This window comes from Micrococcus sp. 63XJN7_8_ISO-PGPR-S23-253 (assembly GCF_056173425.1).
In genome coordinates, this window is the sequence record NZ_CM149673.1 from 151,623 (window position 1) to 168,851 (window position 17,229).

Annotated in this window: 14 protein-coding genes and 1 pseudogene; 9 read left to right on the top strand and 6 right to left on the bottom strand. The window is 71.7% G+C overall.

Annotated features, from left to right (window positions below):
- Nucleotides 1-15: 15 nt before the first annotated feature.
- Nucleotides 16-1,482: a helix-turn-helix domain-containing protein gene (locus AC0VX4_RS00735; RefSeq protein ID WP_036334635.1), complete on the bottom strand. Its 1,467-nt coding sequence runs from the start codon at nucleotides 1,480-1,482 to the stop codon at nucleotides 16-18.
- A gap of 270 nt (nucleotides 1,483-1,752) precedes the next feature.
- Between AC0VX4_RS00735 and aceA the strand changes: the two genes are divergently transcribed.
- Both aceA and aceB read left to right on the top strand, forming a co-directional pair.
- Nucleotides 1,753-3,060, top strand: a complete 1,308-nt coding sequence (aceA, locus tag AC0VX4_RS00740; protein ID WP_002856164.1) for an isocitrate lyase — start codon at nucleotides 1,753-1,755, stop codon at nucleotides 3,058-3,060.
- A 33-nt stretch (nucleotides 3,061-3,093) separates the two neighbouring features.
- Nucleotides 3,094-4,857, top strand: a complete 1,764-nt coding sequence (gene aceB / locus AC0VX4_RS00745; RefSeq protein WP_475464456.1) for a malate synthase A — start codon at nucleotides 3,094-3,096, stop codon at nucleotides 4,855-4,857.
- 65 nt (nucleotides 4,858-4,922) lie between these two features.
- On the opposite strand, the gene AC0VX4_RS00750 is transcribed toward aceB, so the two are convergent.
- Nucleotides 4,923-6,137, bottom strand: coding sequence for a hypothetical protein (locus AC0VX4_RS00750; protein WP_002856168.1), 1,215 nt, complete (start codon nucleotides 6,135-6,137; stop codon nucleotides 4,923-4,925).
- A 174-nt stretch (nucleotides 6,138-6,311) separates the two neighbouring features.
- On the opposite strand from AC0VX4_RS00750, the gene AC0VX4_RS00755 reads away from it, so the two are divergent.
- Complete coding sequence (locus AC0VX4_RS00755) at nucleotides 6,312-6,755, top strand: DUF3151 domain-containing protein (protein WP_036334637.1); 444 nt, start codon at nucleotides 6,312-6,314, stop codon at nucleotides 6,753-6,755.
- 8 nt (nucleotides 6,756-6,763) lie between these two features.
- Entirely contained in the window at nucleotides 6,764-7,405 is a 642-nt protein-coding gene (locus tag AC0VX4_RS00760) for a thymidine kinase (RefSeq protein WP_002856172.1), read from the top strand.
- Between the two features lie 177 nt (nucleotides 7,406-7,582).
- Here AC0VX4_RS00760 and AC0VX4_RS00765 read toward each other — a convergent pair whose 3' ends face one another.
- Nucleotides 7,583-8,905 (bottom strand): short-chain fatty acid transporter, encoded by a 1,323-nt coding sequence (locus AC0VX4_RS00765; protein ID WP_169577956.1) that lies wholly within the window; start codon nucleotides 8,903-8,905, stop codon nucleotides 7,583-7,585.
- 534 nt (nucleotides 8,906-9,439) lie between these two features.
- Between AC0VX4_RS00765 and AC0VX4_RS00770 the strand changes: the two are divergent.
- The 3 genes and pseudogenes from AC0VX4_RS00770 to AC0VX4_RS00780 form a co-directional block, all read left to right on the top strand.
- A pseudogene (locus AC0VX4_RS00770) lies at nucleotides 9,440-9,576 on the top strand (IS5/IS1182 family transposase); the annotation flags it as partial.
- Between the two features lie 93 nt (nucleotides 9,577-9,669).
- Nucleotides 9,670-10,263 (top strand): GNAT family N-acetyltransferase, encoded by a 594-nt coding sequence (locus tag AC0VX4_RS00775; protein ID WP_050773825.1) that lies wholly within the window; start codon nucleotides 9,670-9,672, stop codon nucleotides 10,261-10,263.
- Between the two features lie 497 nt (nucleotides 10,264-10,760).
- A protein-coding gene (locus AC0VX4_RS00780) for an IS3 family transposase (protein ID WP_396831660.1) occupies nucleotides 10,761-12,009 on the top strand; the annotation gives its coding sequence in 2 pieces (ribosomal slippage) (nucleotides 10,761-11,062 and nucleotides 11,061-12,009; 1,251 coding nt in all).
- Between the two features lie 15 nt (nucleotides 12,010-12,024).
- On the opposite strand, the gene AC0VX4_RS00785 is transcribed toward AC0VX4_RS00780, so the two are convergent.
- From AC0VX4_RS00785 to AC0VX4_RS00795, 3 genes are all read right to left on the bottom strand, one after another.
- On the bottom strand, nucleotides 12,025-12,453 hold the full coding sequence (locus AC0VX4_RS00785; RefSeq protein WP_136940443.1) for a GNAT family N-acetyltransferase: 429 nt from the start codon (nucleotides 12,451-12,453) through the stop codon (nucleotides 12,025-12,027).
- Nucleotides 12,454-12,455: 2 nt separating this feature from the next.
- Entirely contained in the window at nucleotides 12,456-13,112 is a 657-nt protein-coding gene (locus AC0VX4_RS00790) for a hypothetical protein (RefSeq protein WP_049161051.1), read from the bottom strand.
- 64 nt (nucleotides 13,113-13,176) lie between these two features.
- Nucleotides 13,177-14,403, bottom strand: coding sequence for a PucR family transcriptional regulator (locus AC0VX4_RS00795; protein ID WP_100069106.1), 1,227 nt, complete (start codon nucleotides 14,401-14,403; stop codon nucleotides 13,177-13,179).
- 158 nt (nucleotides 14,404-14,561) lie between these two features.
- On the opposite strand from AC0VX4_RS00795, the gene AC0VX4_RS00800 reads away from it, so the two are divergent.
- Together AC0VX4_RS00800 and AC0VX4_RS00805 are read left to right on the top strand one after the other, a co-directional pair.
- Nucleotides 14,562-16,169 (top strand): flavin-containing monooxygenase, encoded by a 1,608-nt coding sequence (locus AC0VX4_RS00800; protein WP_080464788.1) that lies wholly within the window; start codon nucleotides 14,562-14,564, stop codon nucleotides 16,167-16,169.
- Nucleotides 16,166-17,167, top strand: coding sequence for an alpha/beta hydrolase (locus AC0VX4_RS00805; RefSeq protein WP_002856199.1), 1,002 nt, complete (start codon nucleotides 16,166-16,168; stop codon nucleotides 17,165-17,167). The genes AC0VX4_RS00800 and AC0VX4_RS00805 overlap by 4 nt, the downstream gene beginning before the upstream one ends.
- The last annotated feature ends 62 nt before the right edge of the window (nucleotides 17,168-17,229 follow it).

Sequence of the window (17,229 nt, forward strand, 5' to 3'; positions counted from 1 at the left end):
GGGCCGGCGTCGTCCTCAGCCCTCCCGCTCCTCCTGGGCCTGGAGGAACTCGAAGACCTCGCGCTCGTCCACACCGGGGAAGGTCTGCGTGGGCATGGCCGCCAGGAGGTGCGCGTGCATGCGGGCCGCGGGCCACACGTGCCCGCCCCACGCCGCCTCGAGCTCGGGGTCGGGGCGGCGGCAGCAGCGCGGATCGGGGCAGGTGGAGGTGACCCGGTGGCGGGTGTCCGCGCCGCGGAAGTGCCGGGCATGCTCGAACGGGGTGCCCACGGAGAGGGCGAACTGCCCGTCGGGGCCGTTCTCGATCATCGAGGTGCACCAGAACGTCCCGTTGGGCGAGTCCGTGTACTGCGTGTGGGCGCGGAACCGGTCGTTGCGGGAGAAGGCCTGCCGCGCGCCCCACTTCCGGCACGCCTGCTGGCCCTCGATCGCACCGGTGTGGTCGGCGGGGAACACGATCCCGTCGTTCTCGTAGGCCTTGTGGATCACCCCGGTCTCGTGGACCTTCTGGAAGTGGCAGCGGATGCCCAGGTCCACGGTGGCCAGGTTGGTGAACCGGTGCGCGGCGGCCTCGTAGGAGACGCCGAACGCGTCCTTCAGGTCGTCCACGGAGAGGTCCCGGCGCTTCTGGGCGGCCCGCAGCAGCGACGATGCCGCCCGCTGCGGCATGAGCAGCGCGCCCGCCAGGTAGTTCACCGCCACACGCTGGGCGAGGAAGTCCTCGTAGTCCCGCGGCTCGCCGTGGCCCAGGACGGCGGCGGCGAGGGCCTGGAGCACCACCGTGCGGCGGTCGTGGTCCGAGGAGCGGGAGCCGCTGATGTGGATACGCCCGTGCTTGAGGTCCGTGACGGAGCGCGTGGAGTGCGGCAGGTCCGGGACGAAGCGCAGGGTGAAGCCGAGGTGCTCGGCCAGCTCCGAGACCGCATGCAGGCCCAGCGGCCCGCCCGTGTGGCCGATCGCGTCGAGCAGCCGATGCGCCTCGGCCTCGAGGTCGGGGTAGTGGTTGTCCACCGCGCGCATCTGGGCGCGCAGCTGGGCGTTGGCGCGGCGCGCCTCCTCGGGGGTGGCGGCCTGCTCCTCCAGGCGACGGCGCAGCTCGGCCTCCAGCCCCGCGATCACCTCGAGGACCTCGGTGGGGGTGCGGGGCCCGATGCGCAGCGGCGGCAGGCCGAGGGAGGCGTAGTGCTCCGAGCGCGCGAACCGTTCGACCTCGATCTCCAGTTCGGCCCGACGGGTGGGGGCCCGGCCGGTGAGCAGGTCCTCGACCGGCACGCCCAGGACCTCCGCGATCCGCTGGACCAGCGAGAGCCGCGGCTCGCGGCGGGCGTTCTCCACGAGGGACAGGTGCGAACCGCTCACGCCCGTGCGCTCCGCGAGCTGGTCCAGGGTGAGGCCGGCCTGCTTGCGCAGGTGCCGGACTCGGCGGCCCAGTGCGACGGCGTCCACGGTCGCGCTGTCCTCGGGAAGCGGGCGGGTCATCATGCGCGGAACTGTAGACGGATCCGGGGCAGGAGATCACGTGTGACGGAAAGAAGGTCACATTCTTGACAAGCGGGGGGCTGTTGTCGTGATCCAGGCCACACCGGGGCGCAAGGACGGTCACGTTCTGACCCAGCGGCAGGAACGGCCGGAGTTTCCACCGATTTTGTGCTCCAGAGGGCCTTGTCCGGGGCCAGAGTGGAGGTCAACGGCAGCGACGGACACGTCGCACCGAACCCCTCACCGAACCGGACCGATCCCCAGGAGGACGTCATGACCACCCAGCCCCACCACTCCACTCCCGCCTCCGCCGAGCAGCTCCAGCATGACTGGGAGCACAACCCCCGCTGGGCCGGCGTCGAGCGCAGCTTCACCGCCGAGGACGTCGTCCGTCTCCGCGGCCGGATCCAGGAGGAGCACACGCTGGCCCGCCGCGGCGCCGAGAAGCTGTGGACCCAGCTGAAGGACGAGAACGCCCGCGGTGAGTTCACCAACGCCCTCGGCGCCCTCACCGGCAACCAGGCGGTCCAGCAGGTCAAGGCCGGGCTGCGCGCCATCTACCTCTCCGGCTGGCAGGTCGCCGCGGACGCCAACCTCTCCGGCCACACGTACCCGGACCAGTCCCTGTACCCGGCCAACTCCGTGCCGCAGGTGGTGCGCCGCATCAACAACGCCCTGCTGCGCGCGGACCAGATCGAGCACGCCGAGGGCGTCAGCAGCGTCGAGGACTGGCTCGTGCCGATCGTGGCCGACGCCGAGGCCGGCTTCGGCGGCCCGCTCAACGCCTACGAGCTCATGAAGTCGATGATCACCGCCGGCGCCTCCGGCGTGCACTGGGAGGACCAGCTGGCCTCCGAGAAGAAGTGCGGCCACCTCGGCGGCAAGGTGCTCATCCCCACCGGCCAGCACATCCGCACGCTCAACGCCGCCCGCCTGGCCGCCGACGTCGCCGACGTGCCCAGCGTGATCATCGCCCGCACCGACGCCGAGGCGGCCACCCTGATCACCTCGGACGTGGACGAGCGCGACGCCGAGTTCATCACCGGTGAGCGCACCGCGGAGGGCTTCTACAAGGTCCGCAACGGCGTCGAGCCCTGCATCGCCCGCGCCAAGGCCTACGCCCCGCACGCGGACCTGATCTGGATGGAGACCGGCACCCCGGACCTCGAGCTGGCCCGGAAGTTCGCCGAGGCCGTCAAGGCCGAGTTCCCGGACCAGATGCTGGCCTACAACTGCTCGCCGTCCTTCAACTGGAAGAAGAACCTCGACGACGACACCATCGCCAAGTTCCAGCGCGAGCTGGGCGCCATGGGCTACACCTTCCAGTTCATCACGCTGGCCGGCTTCCACGCCCTGAACCACTCGATGTTCGACCTGGCCAAGGGCTACCACGAGCGCCAGATGTCCGCGTACGTCGAGCTGCAGGAGCGCGAGTTCGCCGACGAGGCCCGCGGCTACACCGCGACCAAGCACCAGCGCGAGGTCGGCACCGGCTACTTCGACGCCGTGTCCACCGCCATCAACCCGGACAGCTCCACGGTGGCCCTGGCGGGCTCCACGGAGTCCGGCCAGTTCCACTGAACCGCTCAGCCGAGACCGCGAGGAGGCAGTCCCATGAGCCCGCAGACCATGACCCCCACCCTGCACGAGATCCATGCCGACGACGCTCGGGAGCACACGCCCCTGCCGCATGACGTGAGCACCCAGGCCATCCCCGTCGTCATCCCCGAGGGCGCCGCCCCCGTGGTGACCGTCCACGGGCCGGTCGACGGGCGTCAGGCTGAGATCCTCACGGACGAGGCGCTGGCGTTCCTCGGCCGCCTGCACCGGCTGGCCGAGGACCGCCGCCGGCGGCTGCTCGAGGAGCGGGAGTACACCCGGCGCCGCATCACCGACGGCTGGAACCCGCACTACCTGCGGTCCACCCGCCGGGTCCGCGAGGACGACTCCTGGCGGGTGGCGCCGCTGGCCCCCGGCCTGCACGACCGCCGCGTGGAGATCACCGGCCCCGTGGATCGGAAGATGACCATCAACGCCCTCAACTCGGGCGCCTCGGGCTGGCTCGCCGACTTCGAGGACTCCTCGACGCCGTCCTGGGACCGGATGCTGGACGGGCAGGTCAACCTGTTCGACGCGATCCGCGACCAGATCGACTTCACCTCCCCCGAGGGCAAGGAGTACCGGCTGCGCGAGCGCGAGCTCACGGACCGGCCGACCATCATCGTCCGCCCGCGCGGCTGGCACCTCGTCGAGGACCACATCCGCGTGGACGGCGAGCCGATGGCCGGCGCCCTCGTGGACTTCGGCCTGTACTTCTTCCATAACGCCGACGAGCTGATCCGCCGCGGCCACGGCCCGTACTTCTACCTGCCCAAGCTCGAGTCCCATCTCGAGGCGCGGCTGTGGAACTGCGTGTTCGTGGCGGCGCAGGACGAGCTGGGCATCCCCCAGGGCACCATCCGGGCCACCGTGCTGATCGAGACGATCACCGCGGCGTTCCAGATGGAGGAGATCCTGTACCAGCTGCGCAACCACGCCGCTGGCCTGAACGCCGGCCGCTGGGACTACATCTTCTCCATCATCAAGAACTTCCGGGACCGCGGGGCCGAGTTCGTCCTCCCGGACCGCTCGGAGGTGACCATGACCCAGCCGATGATGCGGGCCTACACCGAGCAGCTGGTCCGGGCCTGCCACCGGCGCGGCGCCTCGGCGATCGGCGGCATGTCCGCCGTGATCCCGGACCGCCGGAACGAGGAGGCCAACGCCGCCGCGCTGGAGAAGGTGCGCGCGGACAAGGCCCGCGAGGCCGGCGACGGCTTCGACGGCTCGTGGGTGGCGCACCCGGACCTCGTGCCGGTCGCCCGGAAGGAGTTCGACGCCGTGCTCGGCGAGGCCCCGAACCAGATCCGCACCCGCCGCCGCGAGGACGTGGAGCCGGACGAGGCCGCCCTGCTCGACGTCGCCGCGACCACGGGCTCGGTGACCGAGGCCGGCGTGCGGATGAACATCGAGGTCGGGATCCGCTACATCGAGTCCTGGCTGCGGGGGAACGGCGCCGCCGCGATCCACGGACTCATGGAGGACGCCGCCACGGCGGAGATCTCCCGGTCCCAGATCTGGCAGTGGGCCCACAACGGCACCGGTGTGCAGCTGACCGAGGGCGGCGTGCGGACCGCCAACCGCGGCTGGATGGAGCAGCTGATCCGCGAGGAGCACGCTCGGATCCTCGCCGGCCCGCTGCCCGAGGGCCACCGGTTCGAGGACGCGGTGCGCGTGTTCTGCGAGTCGGCTCTGCCGCCGGAGTACCCGGCGTTCCTCACCCTGGGCGCGTACCGCCGGCACTTCGCCGGCCAGGGCGACGCCGCGGCGAAGGCCTGATCCGCCGGGTCACACGACGACGGCCGGTCACCTCACGAGGTGACCGGCCGTCGTCGTGCCGGGTGTCAGTCCCCGGACGTGGAGGGGGACGGCGAGGCCGAGGCCGACTTCGTCGGTGACGGGCTGGCCGACGCCGAGGCGGACGCCTCCGCGGCCCGCTGGGATTCTGCGGCCTCCCGCGCGGCACCCTGGAACGGCCGCGGCGGCTGGCCCGGGGCCACGGGGCCGGGGGCGCCCTCGGGGCGGTCGATCGTGGACTGGTTGTTCAGCAGCTCGTCGGGCACGCGACCGGTGGGGATCTCCCGGGCCTGGGCCAGGGTCTCCTCGTCCATCTGCGCGTTCAGGAAGAACGGCGAGCTGAGCTTGATGACCTCCTGGAACTCCCCGGCGTCCTTCAGCACGGTGTCCGCGAGGTGGTCGCGGGTCTCGGTGACGAGGGTGGTGCTCTGTGCGACCGGCGAATTCTTCACCTGGGTGAGGCCGCCGTTGGCGTCACCGAAGCCCTCCATGGAGCCCATGGTCACGGAGACCATCTCGCTGCCGTCCTCGGAGCAGGCCCACGCGGTGCGCTGGGGCAGCAGGGGGGCGCCGTCCTGGCCGCCGACCATGCCGGGGCGCAGCAGGGCGAGCAGCCCCTTGCCGGTCTTCGGGTCGAACGTGTACTCGTCCGCCACGGCGGCGGGCTCCTCCTGGCACCACTCCAGGCGGGAGCCGTCCAGGTTGTGCTGGTAATGGACCTGCGCCAGGGGCATGCCGGGGCTGTACTCGAAGTAGCCGTTGTAGACGCAGGTGAGGAACTCGTGGGTCTCGTCCTGCGAGGCGAACAGCTGCACGATCTCGATGTTCGAGCTGTCCGGGATGTGCGTGGCGACAGCGTCCAGGGTGCGCTGGTCCAGGACGTCGCGCGTGCAGTCCATCACGGAGACGGTGTCGTTGCGGACCGCGGCCGTGTTCTTCCAGGCCTCGGTGGCGGCGCCGTCCTTGATGCCCGGGCCGACGGTCTCGAACGCCTGACGCGGCTCGGCGCGCGGGGTGCCCTCGGCGGACTCCGACGCGCGGGCCTCACGGACGCGGGACGCCGCGGCGGACGCCGGGTCGGTGGGGCTCTCCGTGGCCGAGCCGGCCGCGGCCGAGGCCGCCGATCCGCTGGGCGCCGCGGCAGTCGACGAGGCGGGCTCACCGGACTGGCCGGCCGAGCCGCAGCCGGCCAGGGCGAGGGCGAGGGCGGCGACGCCGACGGCCAGCGGGGCACGGCGGCGGGCGGGCGCGGGGTGGGTCATGGAGGCTCCTTCGACGGCATCGGCGGCCCGGCCCCGGGAGCGTGGGGCGGCGGACGGACGCTGCGCCTACGGTACCGGACCGTCCTGGACGCAGGGACGGCCATCCGTCCGGCGTCCGGCGCCGTCGATAGACTCGGCCGCGACCGCATCGTCCGCGAGGAGAAGAGGCATCCCATGTCCGAGTCCCTGATCGGCAAGAACCTGATGGAGCCGCCGGCCACGCGCCTGCCGGAGGAGCCGGAGGTGCTGGCCCGGCTCGAGGCCGGTGACCTGCCCGAGGACATCGTGCCGGTGGCGCCCGAGTCCTCCCTGGTGTGGGCGCTCATGGCGGAGGACGCGTGGGCCGAGGGCCGGACCGTGGACTCCTATGCGTACGCCCGCGTCGGCTACCACCGGGGCCTGGACGCGCTGCGCCGGGCGGGGTGGCGCGGCGCCGGCCCGGTGCCGTACACCCACGAGCCCAACCGCGGCTTCCTGCGCGCCCTGTACGCGTTGGGCCGCGCGGCCGCCGGGATCGGGGAGTCCGAGGAGGTCGAGCGCATCCGCACCTTCCTGCGGGACTCGGACCCCACGGCCGAGGAGCAGATCGAGGCCGACCAGGGCCGCGCCCGGGGCTGAGCGGAGCCGTGGCCAAGCTCTACTTCCGCTACGGGGCCATGAACTCCGGCAAGTCCACGGGCCTGCTGCAGGCCGCCTTCAACTACGAGGAGCGCGGCCAGCGGGTGCTGCTGGCCAAGCCGGAGGTGGACGTGAAGGGGGAGGGCGACGTCGTCTCCCGCCTCGGTGTGACCCGCGCCGTGGACCTCCTCGTCCCGGCGGGAGCGGACGTGCGGGAGCTGTTCCGCCGGCACGCCACCGGTGACGACCCGGACGCCCTCGTGGGGCACGTGGAGGCCCCGCCCGTGGCGTGTCTGCTCGTGGACGAGGCGCAGTTCCTCGAGCCGGCGCAGGTGGACGACCTGCTGCGCATCGCCGTGCTCGACGGCGTCCCCGTGATCGCCTACGGGCTGCGCACCGACTTCCGCACCCGCTCCTTCCCGGGCTCCGCGCGGCTGCTGGAGCTGGCGCACTCCCTCGAGGAGCTGAAGACCATCTGCCGGTGCGGCCGGAAGGCGGTGTTCAACACGCGCAAGGTCGTGGACCCGGCCACGGGCGCCGAGCACTTCGTGTTCGAGGGGGACCAGGTGGCGATCGACGGTGTCCAGGTGACCTACGAATCCCTGTGCGGCACGTGCTACCTGGCCGAGTCCGGCGGCGCCCTGGGCTGAGGCGACCATTGCCAGGCAACTGCCAGGCTGCATGACGGCTGCGCCCATGCTCGGTTCGTACGGTAGAACCACTTCATCGAGGTGCGAGTGATGAAGGTGCGAGTGATGACAGGCGAAGGGCCCCGGTGATCCCGGGGCCCTTCGTCTGTCCTGGCCCGGCCCGCATCGGCCGGCCGGTCAGAGCGAGACGAGCAGGAGCGTGCCGCCGAAGACGAGCCCCGACGCGAGCAGCACGACCGTGGTGTACCCCAGGATGTCGCGCATCTTCAGGCCGGCGATCGCCAGAAGGGGGATCGCCCAGAACGGCTGGATCATGTTGGTCCACTGGTCGCCGTAGGAGACGGCCATGATGGTGATGGCCGGATCCACGCCGAGCGCGTCGCCCGCCTGGAGCATGATCGGGCCCTGCACGGCGAACTGTCCGCCGCCGGAGGGGACGAAGAAGTTCACGAGGCCCGCGGCCAGGAACGCCAGCAGGCCGAACGTCACCGGGTTCGAGATCGCCACGAAGGCGTCCGAGAGCACCGCCACCAGGCCGGTGGACGTCATCATGCCGAGGATGCCCGCGTAGAGGGGAAACTGCAGCAGGATCTCGCCCACGTTGGACGCGGCCGACTGGGTGAGGCCGATCAGCTCGTGCGGGCTGCGCACCAGCAGCAGGATCAGCGCGAGGAAGGACCAGTTGACGATGTCCAGGGTGAGGGTGCCGCCGCCGACGAAGTGCATCACCAGATAGACCACAAGCATGGCGCCGACGAGGAGCGTGGGGACACGGGAGGCGTCGAGGCGGTCCGCCGGCGTCTCGATCTCCGGTGCGGACACGGCGTCCTGGTCCCGCGCGTCGATCTCCAGCTCCACGATCCGGTCCCCGGCGCGCGGGGCGACGAGGAACAGGGCCAGGGCCACGACGAGCACGGTCACCACGGCGGCGGTGATGTTCCACCAGGAGAAGGTGGTCTCCGAGACCGGGACCGTCCGGCCGTCCAGGCTTTCCGTGAGGAACGAACCGGGGGTGGCGGCCGTCAGCGGGCCGGAGCCGGAGTACCCCATGTGCCACACCACGAACCCGGAGAACCCGGCGGCCACCAGCATCGGGAAGTGCAGGGCCAGCCCGCGCTCACGGGCCTGCGCCGCGACCTCCTTGGCCAGCAGCGCACCGACCACCAGGCCCAGGCCCCACGTGATGAGGGAGGCCGCTGCCGCCACCACGAACACGAAGATGTAGGCGGCCAGGGGCGTGCGGGGGATGCTGGCGAGCCGGGCGAGCAGGCGGCGCACCGGACCGGTGTTCGCCAGGATGTGGCCGAGCATGAGCACCAGCGCCATCTGCGTGATGAACGCCAGCAGCCCGGACAGGCCGTCACCCCAGCCCACGACGACGTCGGCCGGCCCGGCCGGAGTGAGCAGCAGGCACAGGGCTGCCACCGCGAACGTGAGCACGATGGTGAACACGAGCGAGGACGGGATGAACCGCTCCATCGTCGTGTTCAGCGGGCGCATGGCGCGACTGAAGAACGTGCCCTCACGGACGGCGCGGCCCGAGGGGCCGGGTGTGGGCGGACGTGTGGACGTGGCGGACATGAGGCTCCTGTTCAGGACGAGAGGTCGAGGCGAGAGTGATGTGGATCACTCTAGGCGCTCGATCGTCGTGGGCAGGGCCTGGTTCACGTCCATGGCCGGGCGCTAGCTGACGAGGGCGCCGGCACGGTCGATCCCCCATCAGTCGAAGACGTCGCGGCCCGGCTCCGCGGCGAGCACCCGGCCGCCGCGGGTGAGCTGAAAGGTGCCCATCCTGGGGAGGAAGTACGAGGAGACGGCTGAGGTGATCATGGGCCACATGCCCGCAGAACCGGCCTGAGGAAGACTGTCACCTATGCGTGCGCCAGTCCCTCCCGCCGGCCTCACTGGCCCCGGTACGTGTCAACAACGTCATGCCCTCCTACACCTAGGGCGCGTCTGAGGATGGATCCAGGGATCGCTGAGACCCGGGGAGGCATGTCCCGGTTCCAGGTCGTCCCCGACGCCCGATGAGAGCTGATCGCCCCGCTGCCCCAGACCGCACGGGCCGGCAGGGCCGACCCTTCTCGGAGGCCTGCACGATGGTCGAAGCGGTCGTCCACCGATGCAGGTGGGGGATTCCGTGGTGGGATCTGCCGGAGGTCTACGGGCCCTGACCGGCCGCGTGGACCCGGCATCGACGCAGGGTGTGGAGACGGGTCTGCCCGGGGGCTGACTCGAGGACTTCTGTTCGTACCCTGTCTGTCATGGCCACCCCTCTCCTGGAGCTCGCCGCGAGTCGAGGCGTCTGCTTCCCGCTGCGAGCCCGCCGGCTGACCCTCACCCCGTTCCGGGGTCTCGATGCACCCGCCGTGTGGGGCTTCTGCCGACTCGAGCAGGTGTGGTCGTGGACCTCCGGCCGCCCGGAGAGTGAGGGCGCGCTGCGAGAGTCCTATCTCGCGGCGGGGGACCGCCTCACCGTGCGGGTCGGAGACGTCATCGTCGGTGTCGGGAAGGCCGCGGTGCAGGACGCGTGGAGTCAGGGCGGCCTGCGGGAGGAAGCCCGGGACGCCCAGGCCGAGATCGGCTGGACGATCGATCCGCGCCAGGCGGGGCAGGGCTATGGCACGGAGCTTGCTCGAGCCCTGCTGGGCTTCACATTCGACGATCTGGGTGTGCGACGCGTGGAGGCTCATGCCTTCGCGGACAACGCCCCGAGTCTGCGCATCATGGAGAAGGTGGGGATGCGTCACGAGGGCACGTTCAAGGAGGAGTCTCTGCATCTCACGCGCGGCTGGGTGGATGGTGCCACCTACGCGATGCTCGCCTCCGAGTTCCCTTCGTCCCTCACGCGGGAGTGATCCCTCCGGCCACGACCGCATCATCTGCCGCTCCACCGCCGAGGGCCGTGTGGCAGCAAGGGGGCTGTGAGCAGGGTGGGGAATGAGCGTGAGTGGCGGTGGCGCATCGGTGTGGCGTCCGCCCTGGTGGGTTCGGCCGGTGTGCTCGCGGGGCTGCGGCAGGACCTGGGACTGGGGTGGGGTCTGACGCTGGTGGCCGTCACGGCCCTCGGAGCGATGCTCGCCTTGCGAGGGGTGCATCACCGGGTCGAGGCGGAGCGGGCTCGCCGCAACGTGTTCGACGCCGGAGCCGGCTCCACCGCGTGGGTGATGCTGCTGATGGGGGCCGCGGTCGTTCCGGGGCTGGTGCTGAACGTGATCGACGACGCCGGCGTCCGGGCGGTTGTAGAGATGCAGCCAAGATTTCACACGACACGCGGTGGACACTTCCGGCATCCGGTGAGGATGAATCGCTCCGGGTCTGGTGGAGGCTCTGATCCAACGGAAGGATGCAGAGCATGCCCGCACCACGGAAGTACCCCGACGAGCTCCGCGAACGCGCCACGCGGATGACTCTGGAAGCCCGTCAAGACCCCGCCACGAGGACCGGAGCGTTCCGCCGCGTAGGAGAACAGCTCGGGATCAATCCCGAGACGCTGCGCAACTGGGTCCGCCAAACCGAGATCGACCACGGCCACCGCCCCGGAATCACGACCAGCGAAGCCGCCCGGGTGGCCGAGCTGGAGAAGGAGAACCGTGAACTACGGCGGGCGAACGCGATCCTGCGCTCGGCGTCGGCTTTCTTCGCGGCGGATGCTCGAGACGCCCACAGCGCTGATCGTGGACTACATCGACGAACACAAGCACGAGTTCGGTGTCGAGCCGATCTGCGCCACGCTGTCCGCGGCAGGCACACAGATCGCACCGAGCACGTACTACGCGGCCAAGACGCGCCCTCCTTCAGTGCGCAGCCTGCGCGATGAGCAGGTGCTCGTGGAAATCCGGCGGGTGCATGAGGCCAACTACGGGGTCTACGGGGCCCGGAAGGTCCACGCGCAACTGCGGAGGGAGGGCCTGCAGGTGGCCAGGTGCACGGTGGAGCGGCTCATGCGAGCCGCAGGCCTGCGCGGGATCAGCCGCGCGAAGGGACCGAGGACCACGGTCCCAGGCCGCGGCCCGGATGAGCGTCAAGACCTGGTCCAGCGAGACTTCACCGCGGCGGCTCCGAACCAGCTGTGGGTCGCTGACATCACCTACTGCCGCACTTTCAGCGGATGGGTGTACGCCGCGTTCATCATCGACGTGTTCTCCCGACGGGTGCTGGGCTGGCAGCTGTCGAAGTCGCTGCGCACGGACCTGGCCCTGGACGCCCTCGAGATGGCGTTCTGGACGCGTCAGCGTGCAGGCCAAGACGTGGCCGGGCTACGGCATCACAGCGATAAAGGAGTCCAGTACGTCGCCGTGCGATACACCCAGCGGCTCGCCCAGGCCGGCGCAGTCGCCTCAGTCGGCACGACGGGGGACTCGTATGACAATGCCCTCGCGGAGGCGTTCAACTCGCTGTTCAAGGCGGAGCTGATCCGGAACAAGGGGCCATTCAAGTCCATCGAGGACCTGGAGATCGCGGTCGCGGAGTACATCGACTGGTTCAACCATCGTCGTGCGCACGGCGAGATCAGGCTGGTCCCTCCGGTCGAGTTCGAGGACGTCTACCATCATGAGAACCCCGTGCCGGCGCCCGCCGGGACGGCACTTACGAGCCTCTAACAAACCCGGGGCGATTCACACGGTGAAGCCGCGGCCCTCGTGCTCGAACCGGCCGACCGGCTCCCCGCCCAGCCGGGTGTGCGCGGCCATGGAGGCGGTGTTCTCGTCCTCCACGAAGGCGACGGCGGCGCGGTGGGCAGCAGCCGTGGCGGTGAGCACGTGCTCGGCCACGGCCCGCAGCACCCCGCGTCCCCGGGCGCTCTCGGCGGGCGAGGTGAGCAGCACCCCGGCAGGGCGGCCGTCCACCTCGGCGACGACGCTGCCGGGACCGTCCAGCCGGGCGCGCAGGGCCTGCGCGCTCATCCGGCCCTGGACGAAGCCGTGCTCGGCGCGCTGCTCCGGGGTGAGCGCGTCCCGGCTGTTGGCGGCGTAGAGGGGCTGGACCCAGGCCGCGTCCTCGGCGCGGAGCGGGCGGACGTGGACGGATTCGTCGGTGGTGCTCATGGTCATGAGGGTAGCCCCGCGCCGCCGGCGGCGCCGCGGATGGTGGTGACCACGCGGGTGAGCGCGGGCCGGCGGGGCGTGGACGAGAAACCGAAGCGCGTGGGCGGGTCCACCGGAGCCAGCGCCCCGAGGTCCTGCCCCTCCCAGCGGGCCCCGATGCCGACGACGTCCCGCACGTCCGTGGCTCCGTAGAACTCGCGCCGGCCCTGCCCCGCGGTGCCGCGCGTGCGAACCCCGGGCATCACCACGCGGGCGATCGGGTCCGAGAGCGCGCAGAACGCGGGATGGGAGGCCACGGACGCCGGGACCAGGCGCAGCGCCCAGCCCAGCGGCCGGCGTCGGCCCAGGTGCGCTGTCAGGGTGAGCGACGGCGTCGTGACGGTGAGGGCGCCGGCGGTGAGGTCCGCGGTGACGGGCGCGATGCGCACCTCGTCGAAGCGGTAGGTGGCGGTCACGAAGTCGGCGACCTGAGGGGTGGGCGCGAGGAGGAGCCGGTGCCCGTCCGCGCGTTCGACCATGACGTCCGCGAAGGACCCCAGCGGGGAGTCCGGCCAGACCCCGACGACGATCCGGGTGCCCTCCACGGTGCCGACGCCGAGGATGTGGCCGCGGAAGCGCCAGACGACCGGGGACGGCGACGGAGTGGAGGCGGCGGTCATGCCCCCGAGCGTAGCCGCAGCGGCGGGAGCCCCCGTCGGGCCACGGGCACCGGACCGAGACGGCTCAGCGTGCCCCGCGCCACTGCAGGACCTGCAGGGCGGCGGCGACGTCGACGGGGTTCTCGGCCAGCGGCCGCGGGAGCAGCTCGTCCGCGCGGGCGAGGCGCCGGATGACGGTGTTGCGGTGGGTGTGCAGCCGCTCGGCGGTGCGCGAGGTGTTAAACCGCTCCTGCACGAGGGTCAGGACGGCGTCGTGGATCTCCTGGGCCGCGGTGGCGAGGTCTCCCAGGACGTCAGTGACGTACCCGTCCGCCCGCACGGGCTCGGCGGTGAGGACGTCGACCAGCTGGACGTCCTGGTACCGCGCGATGCGCTGGGGGGACGCCAGGCGGGTCATCATCCGCTGGGCGGCGGCCGCGTCGAGATGGCTGCGGCGGAACCCGACGACGTCATGGCCCGGGCGCCCGATGGCGACGCTCACCTCGGGGTGCCCGGCCAGCCGGGAGGCGACGTCGTCGACCGCGGGCGCGGCGGCGAGGGGGAGCCAGAGCCAGTGGGAGGCGGAGCTGGCGACGACGGTGAGCCGTCGGGCCGTCCCGCCGGCCTGGGCCAGCGCCTCCGCGGCCGCTTCGAGCGCGGCGGGGTCCCCCTCCAGGGTGGTCCACACGACGGCGGCGACGTGCGGCCCGGTCAGCGGGTGGCCGAGCTGGGTCTCGGCACGCGCCCGGCTGATGGGCGCCCCCTCGACGATGCGGGCGACGACGGCCCGGCGCTCAGCATGGCTGCCGCGGTGGAGCTGATCGCGCTCGGCCTCGAGGACCGCGAAGACGGCGTCGAGGGTGTCGTCGATGAAGGTGGCGATGGACAGCAGCGAGACGTCGAGGAGCTCGTGGAGGAGGCTCAGGTCCTGGGTGAGCTCGAAGCAGATCGCCATCCAGCGCCGCGAGGCCAGGCTCTGGCCGGTGCGGTAGCTGTCCAGCGCGGTCCGTCCCAGGCCGCGCCGGGCGAGGTCGCGCGCGGTCTCCAGGTTGTCCGGCTCGAGGTTCGGCGGGACCCTCCGGCCGGGCGCCTTCACGTTCGCGGCGGCCCAGTGCAGCAGGTTGGCCGTGGTGGTGCGGCGGATGCCCTCCGCGAGGACCGGGTCCGCGGCGATGACCTCCATGCGGGTGCCGGCCAGAGCCGCGGCGTCGATGTCGGCCGTCCATTCCGGACGCGGCCGGAGCGCGAGCTCGGCGGCCTGGCGGAGGAGGCGCCGCACCGGCGGCGAGGGGGCCGGCCACGGCTCGGTCATAGTGGCATTGTGCACCACGCGGCTCAATGATCAGGGGCGGATCGCCCTATCCGTGGACGCGGCGGCGTCGGAGACTGTGACACATAAGACATCGAACGCCGTGGGGCCCTCCGCGCCCACGCACCGAACCGCCAGGAGACACCATGCCGCATCCATCCATGCCCGACACCGAGAGCGCGCCGCTCGGCGCCGTCGAGCAGGTCGACGTCCTCATCGTCGGGGCCGGCCTCTCCGGCATCGGCGTGGGCTGCTACCTCACGAGGACGCTGCCGCAGAAGAGCTTCGTCATCCTCGAGGGCCGGGGAGCCTCCGGCGGCACCTGGGACCTGTTCCGGTACCCCGGCATCCGCTCGGACTCCGACCTCACGACGTTCGGGTACGAGTTCAAGCCCTGGCGCGAGGAGGAGTCCATCGCGGACGCCTCACAGATCCTGGACTACCTGCGCGAGACCGTCCGCGAGAACGACCTCGAGCAGCACATCCGCTACCACCACCGCGTGGTGGGGGCCGAATGGTCGTCGGAGACCGCCCGCTGGCTCGTGACGGTGGAGCACGCGGAGACGGGTGAGCAGCGCCTCTTCAGCGCGGGCTGGCTGTTCTCCGCGGGCGGCTACTACGACTACGCGGAGGGCTACACCCCCCACTTCGAGGGCCGCGAGCGCTTCCAGGGGCAGATCGTGCACCCGCAGCACTGGCCCGAGGACCTGGACTACGAGGGCAAGAAGGTCGTGGTCATCGGCAGCGGCGCCACCGCCGTCACCCTGGTGCCCTCGATGTCCGACGAGGCCGCCCACGTCACCATGCTGCAGCGCACCCCCACCTACGTGATGCCCATCCCCCGCGAGGACAAGCTCGCCATCCGCCTGCGGCGCCGCTTCGGGGACGAGCGGGGCCACGCGCTGGCCCGGCGCAAGAACATCGTCAAGCAGCGGGCCATCTGGACGTTCGCCCAGAAGTTCCCCGGCCCGGCGCGCAAGGCCATCCGACGGTTCAACGAGCAGCGCCTGCCCGCGGGCTTCCCCGTGGACGAGCACTTCAACCCCCCGTACAACCCGTGGGACCAGCGGCTGTGCGCCGTCCCCGACGGAGACCTCTTCCGTGCCATCCGCAGCGGCGACGCCTCCGTGGTCACCGACCGGATCGTCACGTTCACCGAGACCGGCATCCTCCTGGAGTCGGGTCAGGAGCTGCAGGCGGATGTGATCGTGACGGCGACCGGGCTCAACATCAAGCTCTTCGGCGGCGTCGACCTCACCGTCGACGGCCAACCCGTGGACGTCGCCGACAGCGTCGCCTACCGCGGCATGATGCTCAGCGGCATCCCGAACTTCGCGATGGCGATCGGCTACACGAACTCGTCGTGGACGCTGAAGATCGGGCTGGTGTGCGAGTACTTCTGCCGGATGCTCGGCTACATGGACGAGCACGGCCACGACGCCGTGTGGGCGGTGGCCGACCCCGACATGGAGACGCGTCCGCTGCTGGACTTCGGCGCCGGATACGTCCAGCGTGCCCTGGGCTCCATGCCCAGGCAGGGCACGGCCGCGCCGTGGCTGATGTCGATGGACTACTTCCAGGACGTCAAGACCCTGCGCCGCGCCGCCGTCGTGGACGAGCACCTGAGGTTCGCGGACGCGGGGTCGGGGGCGACGCCGTCCGGCCCGGACGCCGCGGACGGCGCCTCGCGAGGCGAAGTGGCGACGAGCGCCGCGGGCGCCGCGGCGACGGACCAGCTCGTCGGCTCCGGATCGGGGGCCCGCGCATGAGCGCCGCGGTCGAGTGGCAGCCCGACATCCTCGGCGAGGGCTACGAGCAGACGGTCTTCGAGCTCGGCCCCGACCCGGACGGTCAGGGCGACGTGCGCGCGGTGCTGGTGCGGCGCGTCCCCCGGGCGGGCGAGGACGTGCGGGGAGCCGTGCTGTACGTGCACGGCTTCGCGGACTACTTCTTCCAGACCGAGCTGGCCGACTTCTTCGCCGCCCGGGGCTTCGCCTTCTATGCCCTGGACCTGCGCAAGAGCGGCCGGGCCCGGGTGGCCGAGCAGCACGGCCACTACGCCTCGAACCTGCGCCAGTACGACCTCGAGCTCGACCGTGCCGTCAAGGTCATCACCCTGGAGAACCCCAAGAAGCCGCTCCTCGTGGTGGCGCACTCCACCGGCGGGCTCATCACCCCCCTCTGGCTCGACCGGCGGCGACGCGAGCGTCGCACCGGGCGCATCGTCGGCCTGGTGCTGAACAGCCCGTGGCTCGACCTCCAGGGCCGCCCCGCCATGCGCACCCGCGCCTTCACGACCGGGCTCCACACGCTCGCCCGGGTGCGCCCGTTCCATCCCATCGAGATGGCCGCCGGCGTGTACGGGCAGTCGCTGCACGTCAGCCACGGCGGAGAGTGGGACTACGACCTGGAGCTGAAGCCCGACGCCGCCTTCCCGGTGACCGCCGGCTGGCTCAGCGCGGTCCGCCGCGGCCATGCCCGCGTGCACCGCGGCGTCGAGGTGGGGGTCCCCACCCTCGTCCTGCACTCCGACCGCAGCCACTTCTCGCGCACCTTCTCGGAGGAGACCCACAAGGCCGACGTCGTCCTCGACGTCACGCAGATCGCCGCGCGGGCGCCGTCGCTGGGGAAGGACGTCGAGGTCGTCGAGGTCCCCGGCGCCCGCCACGACGTGTTCCTCTCCCAGGAGGCCGCGCGTCGGGACGCCTACGCGAAGGTCGCCGACTGGCTCGGGCGGCACCCGATGACCGCCGCGGAACGGGTGTGAGGGCCGGACGGAGCACGAACGGGCCGACGACGACGTCGAGGAGCCGGTCGAGAAGACCTACG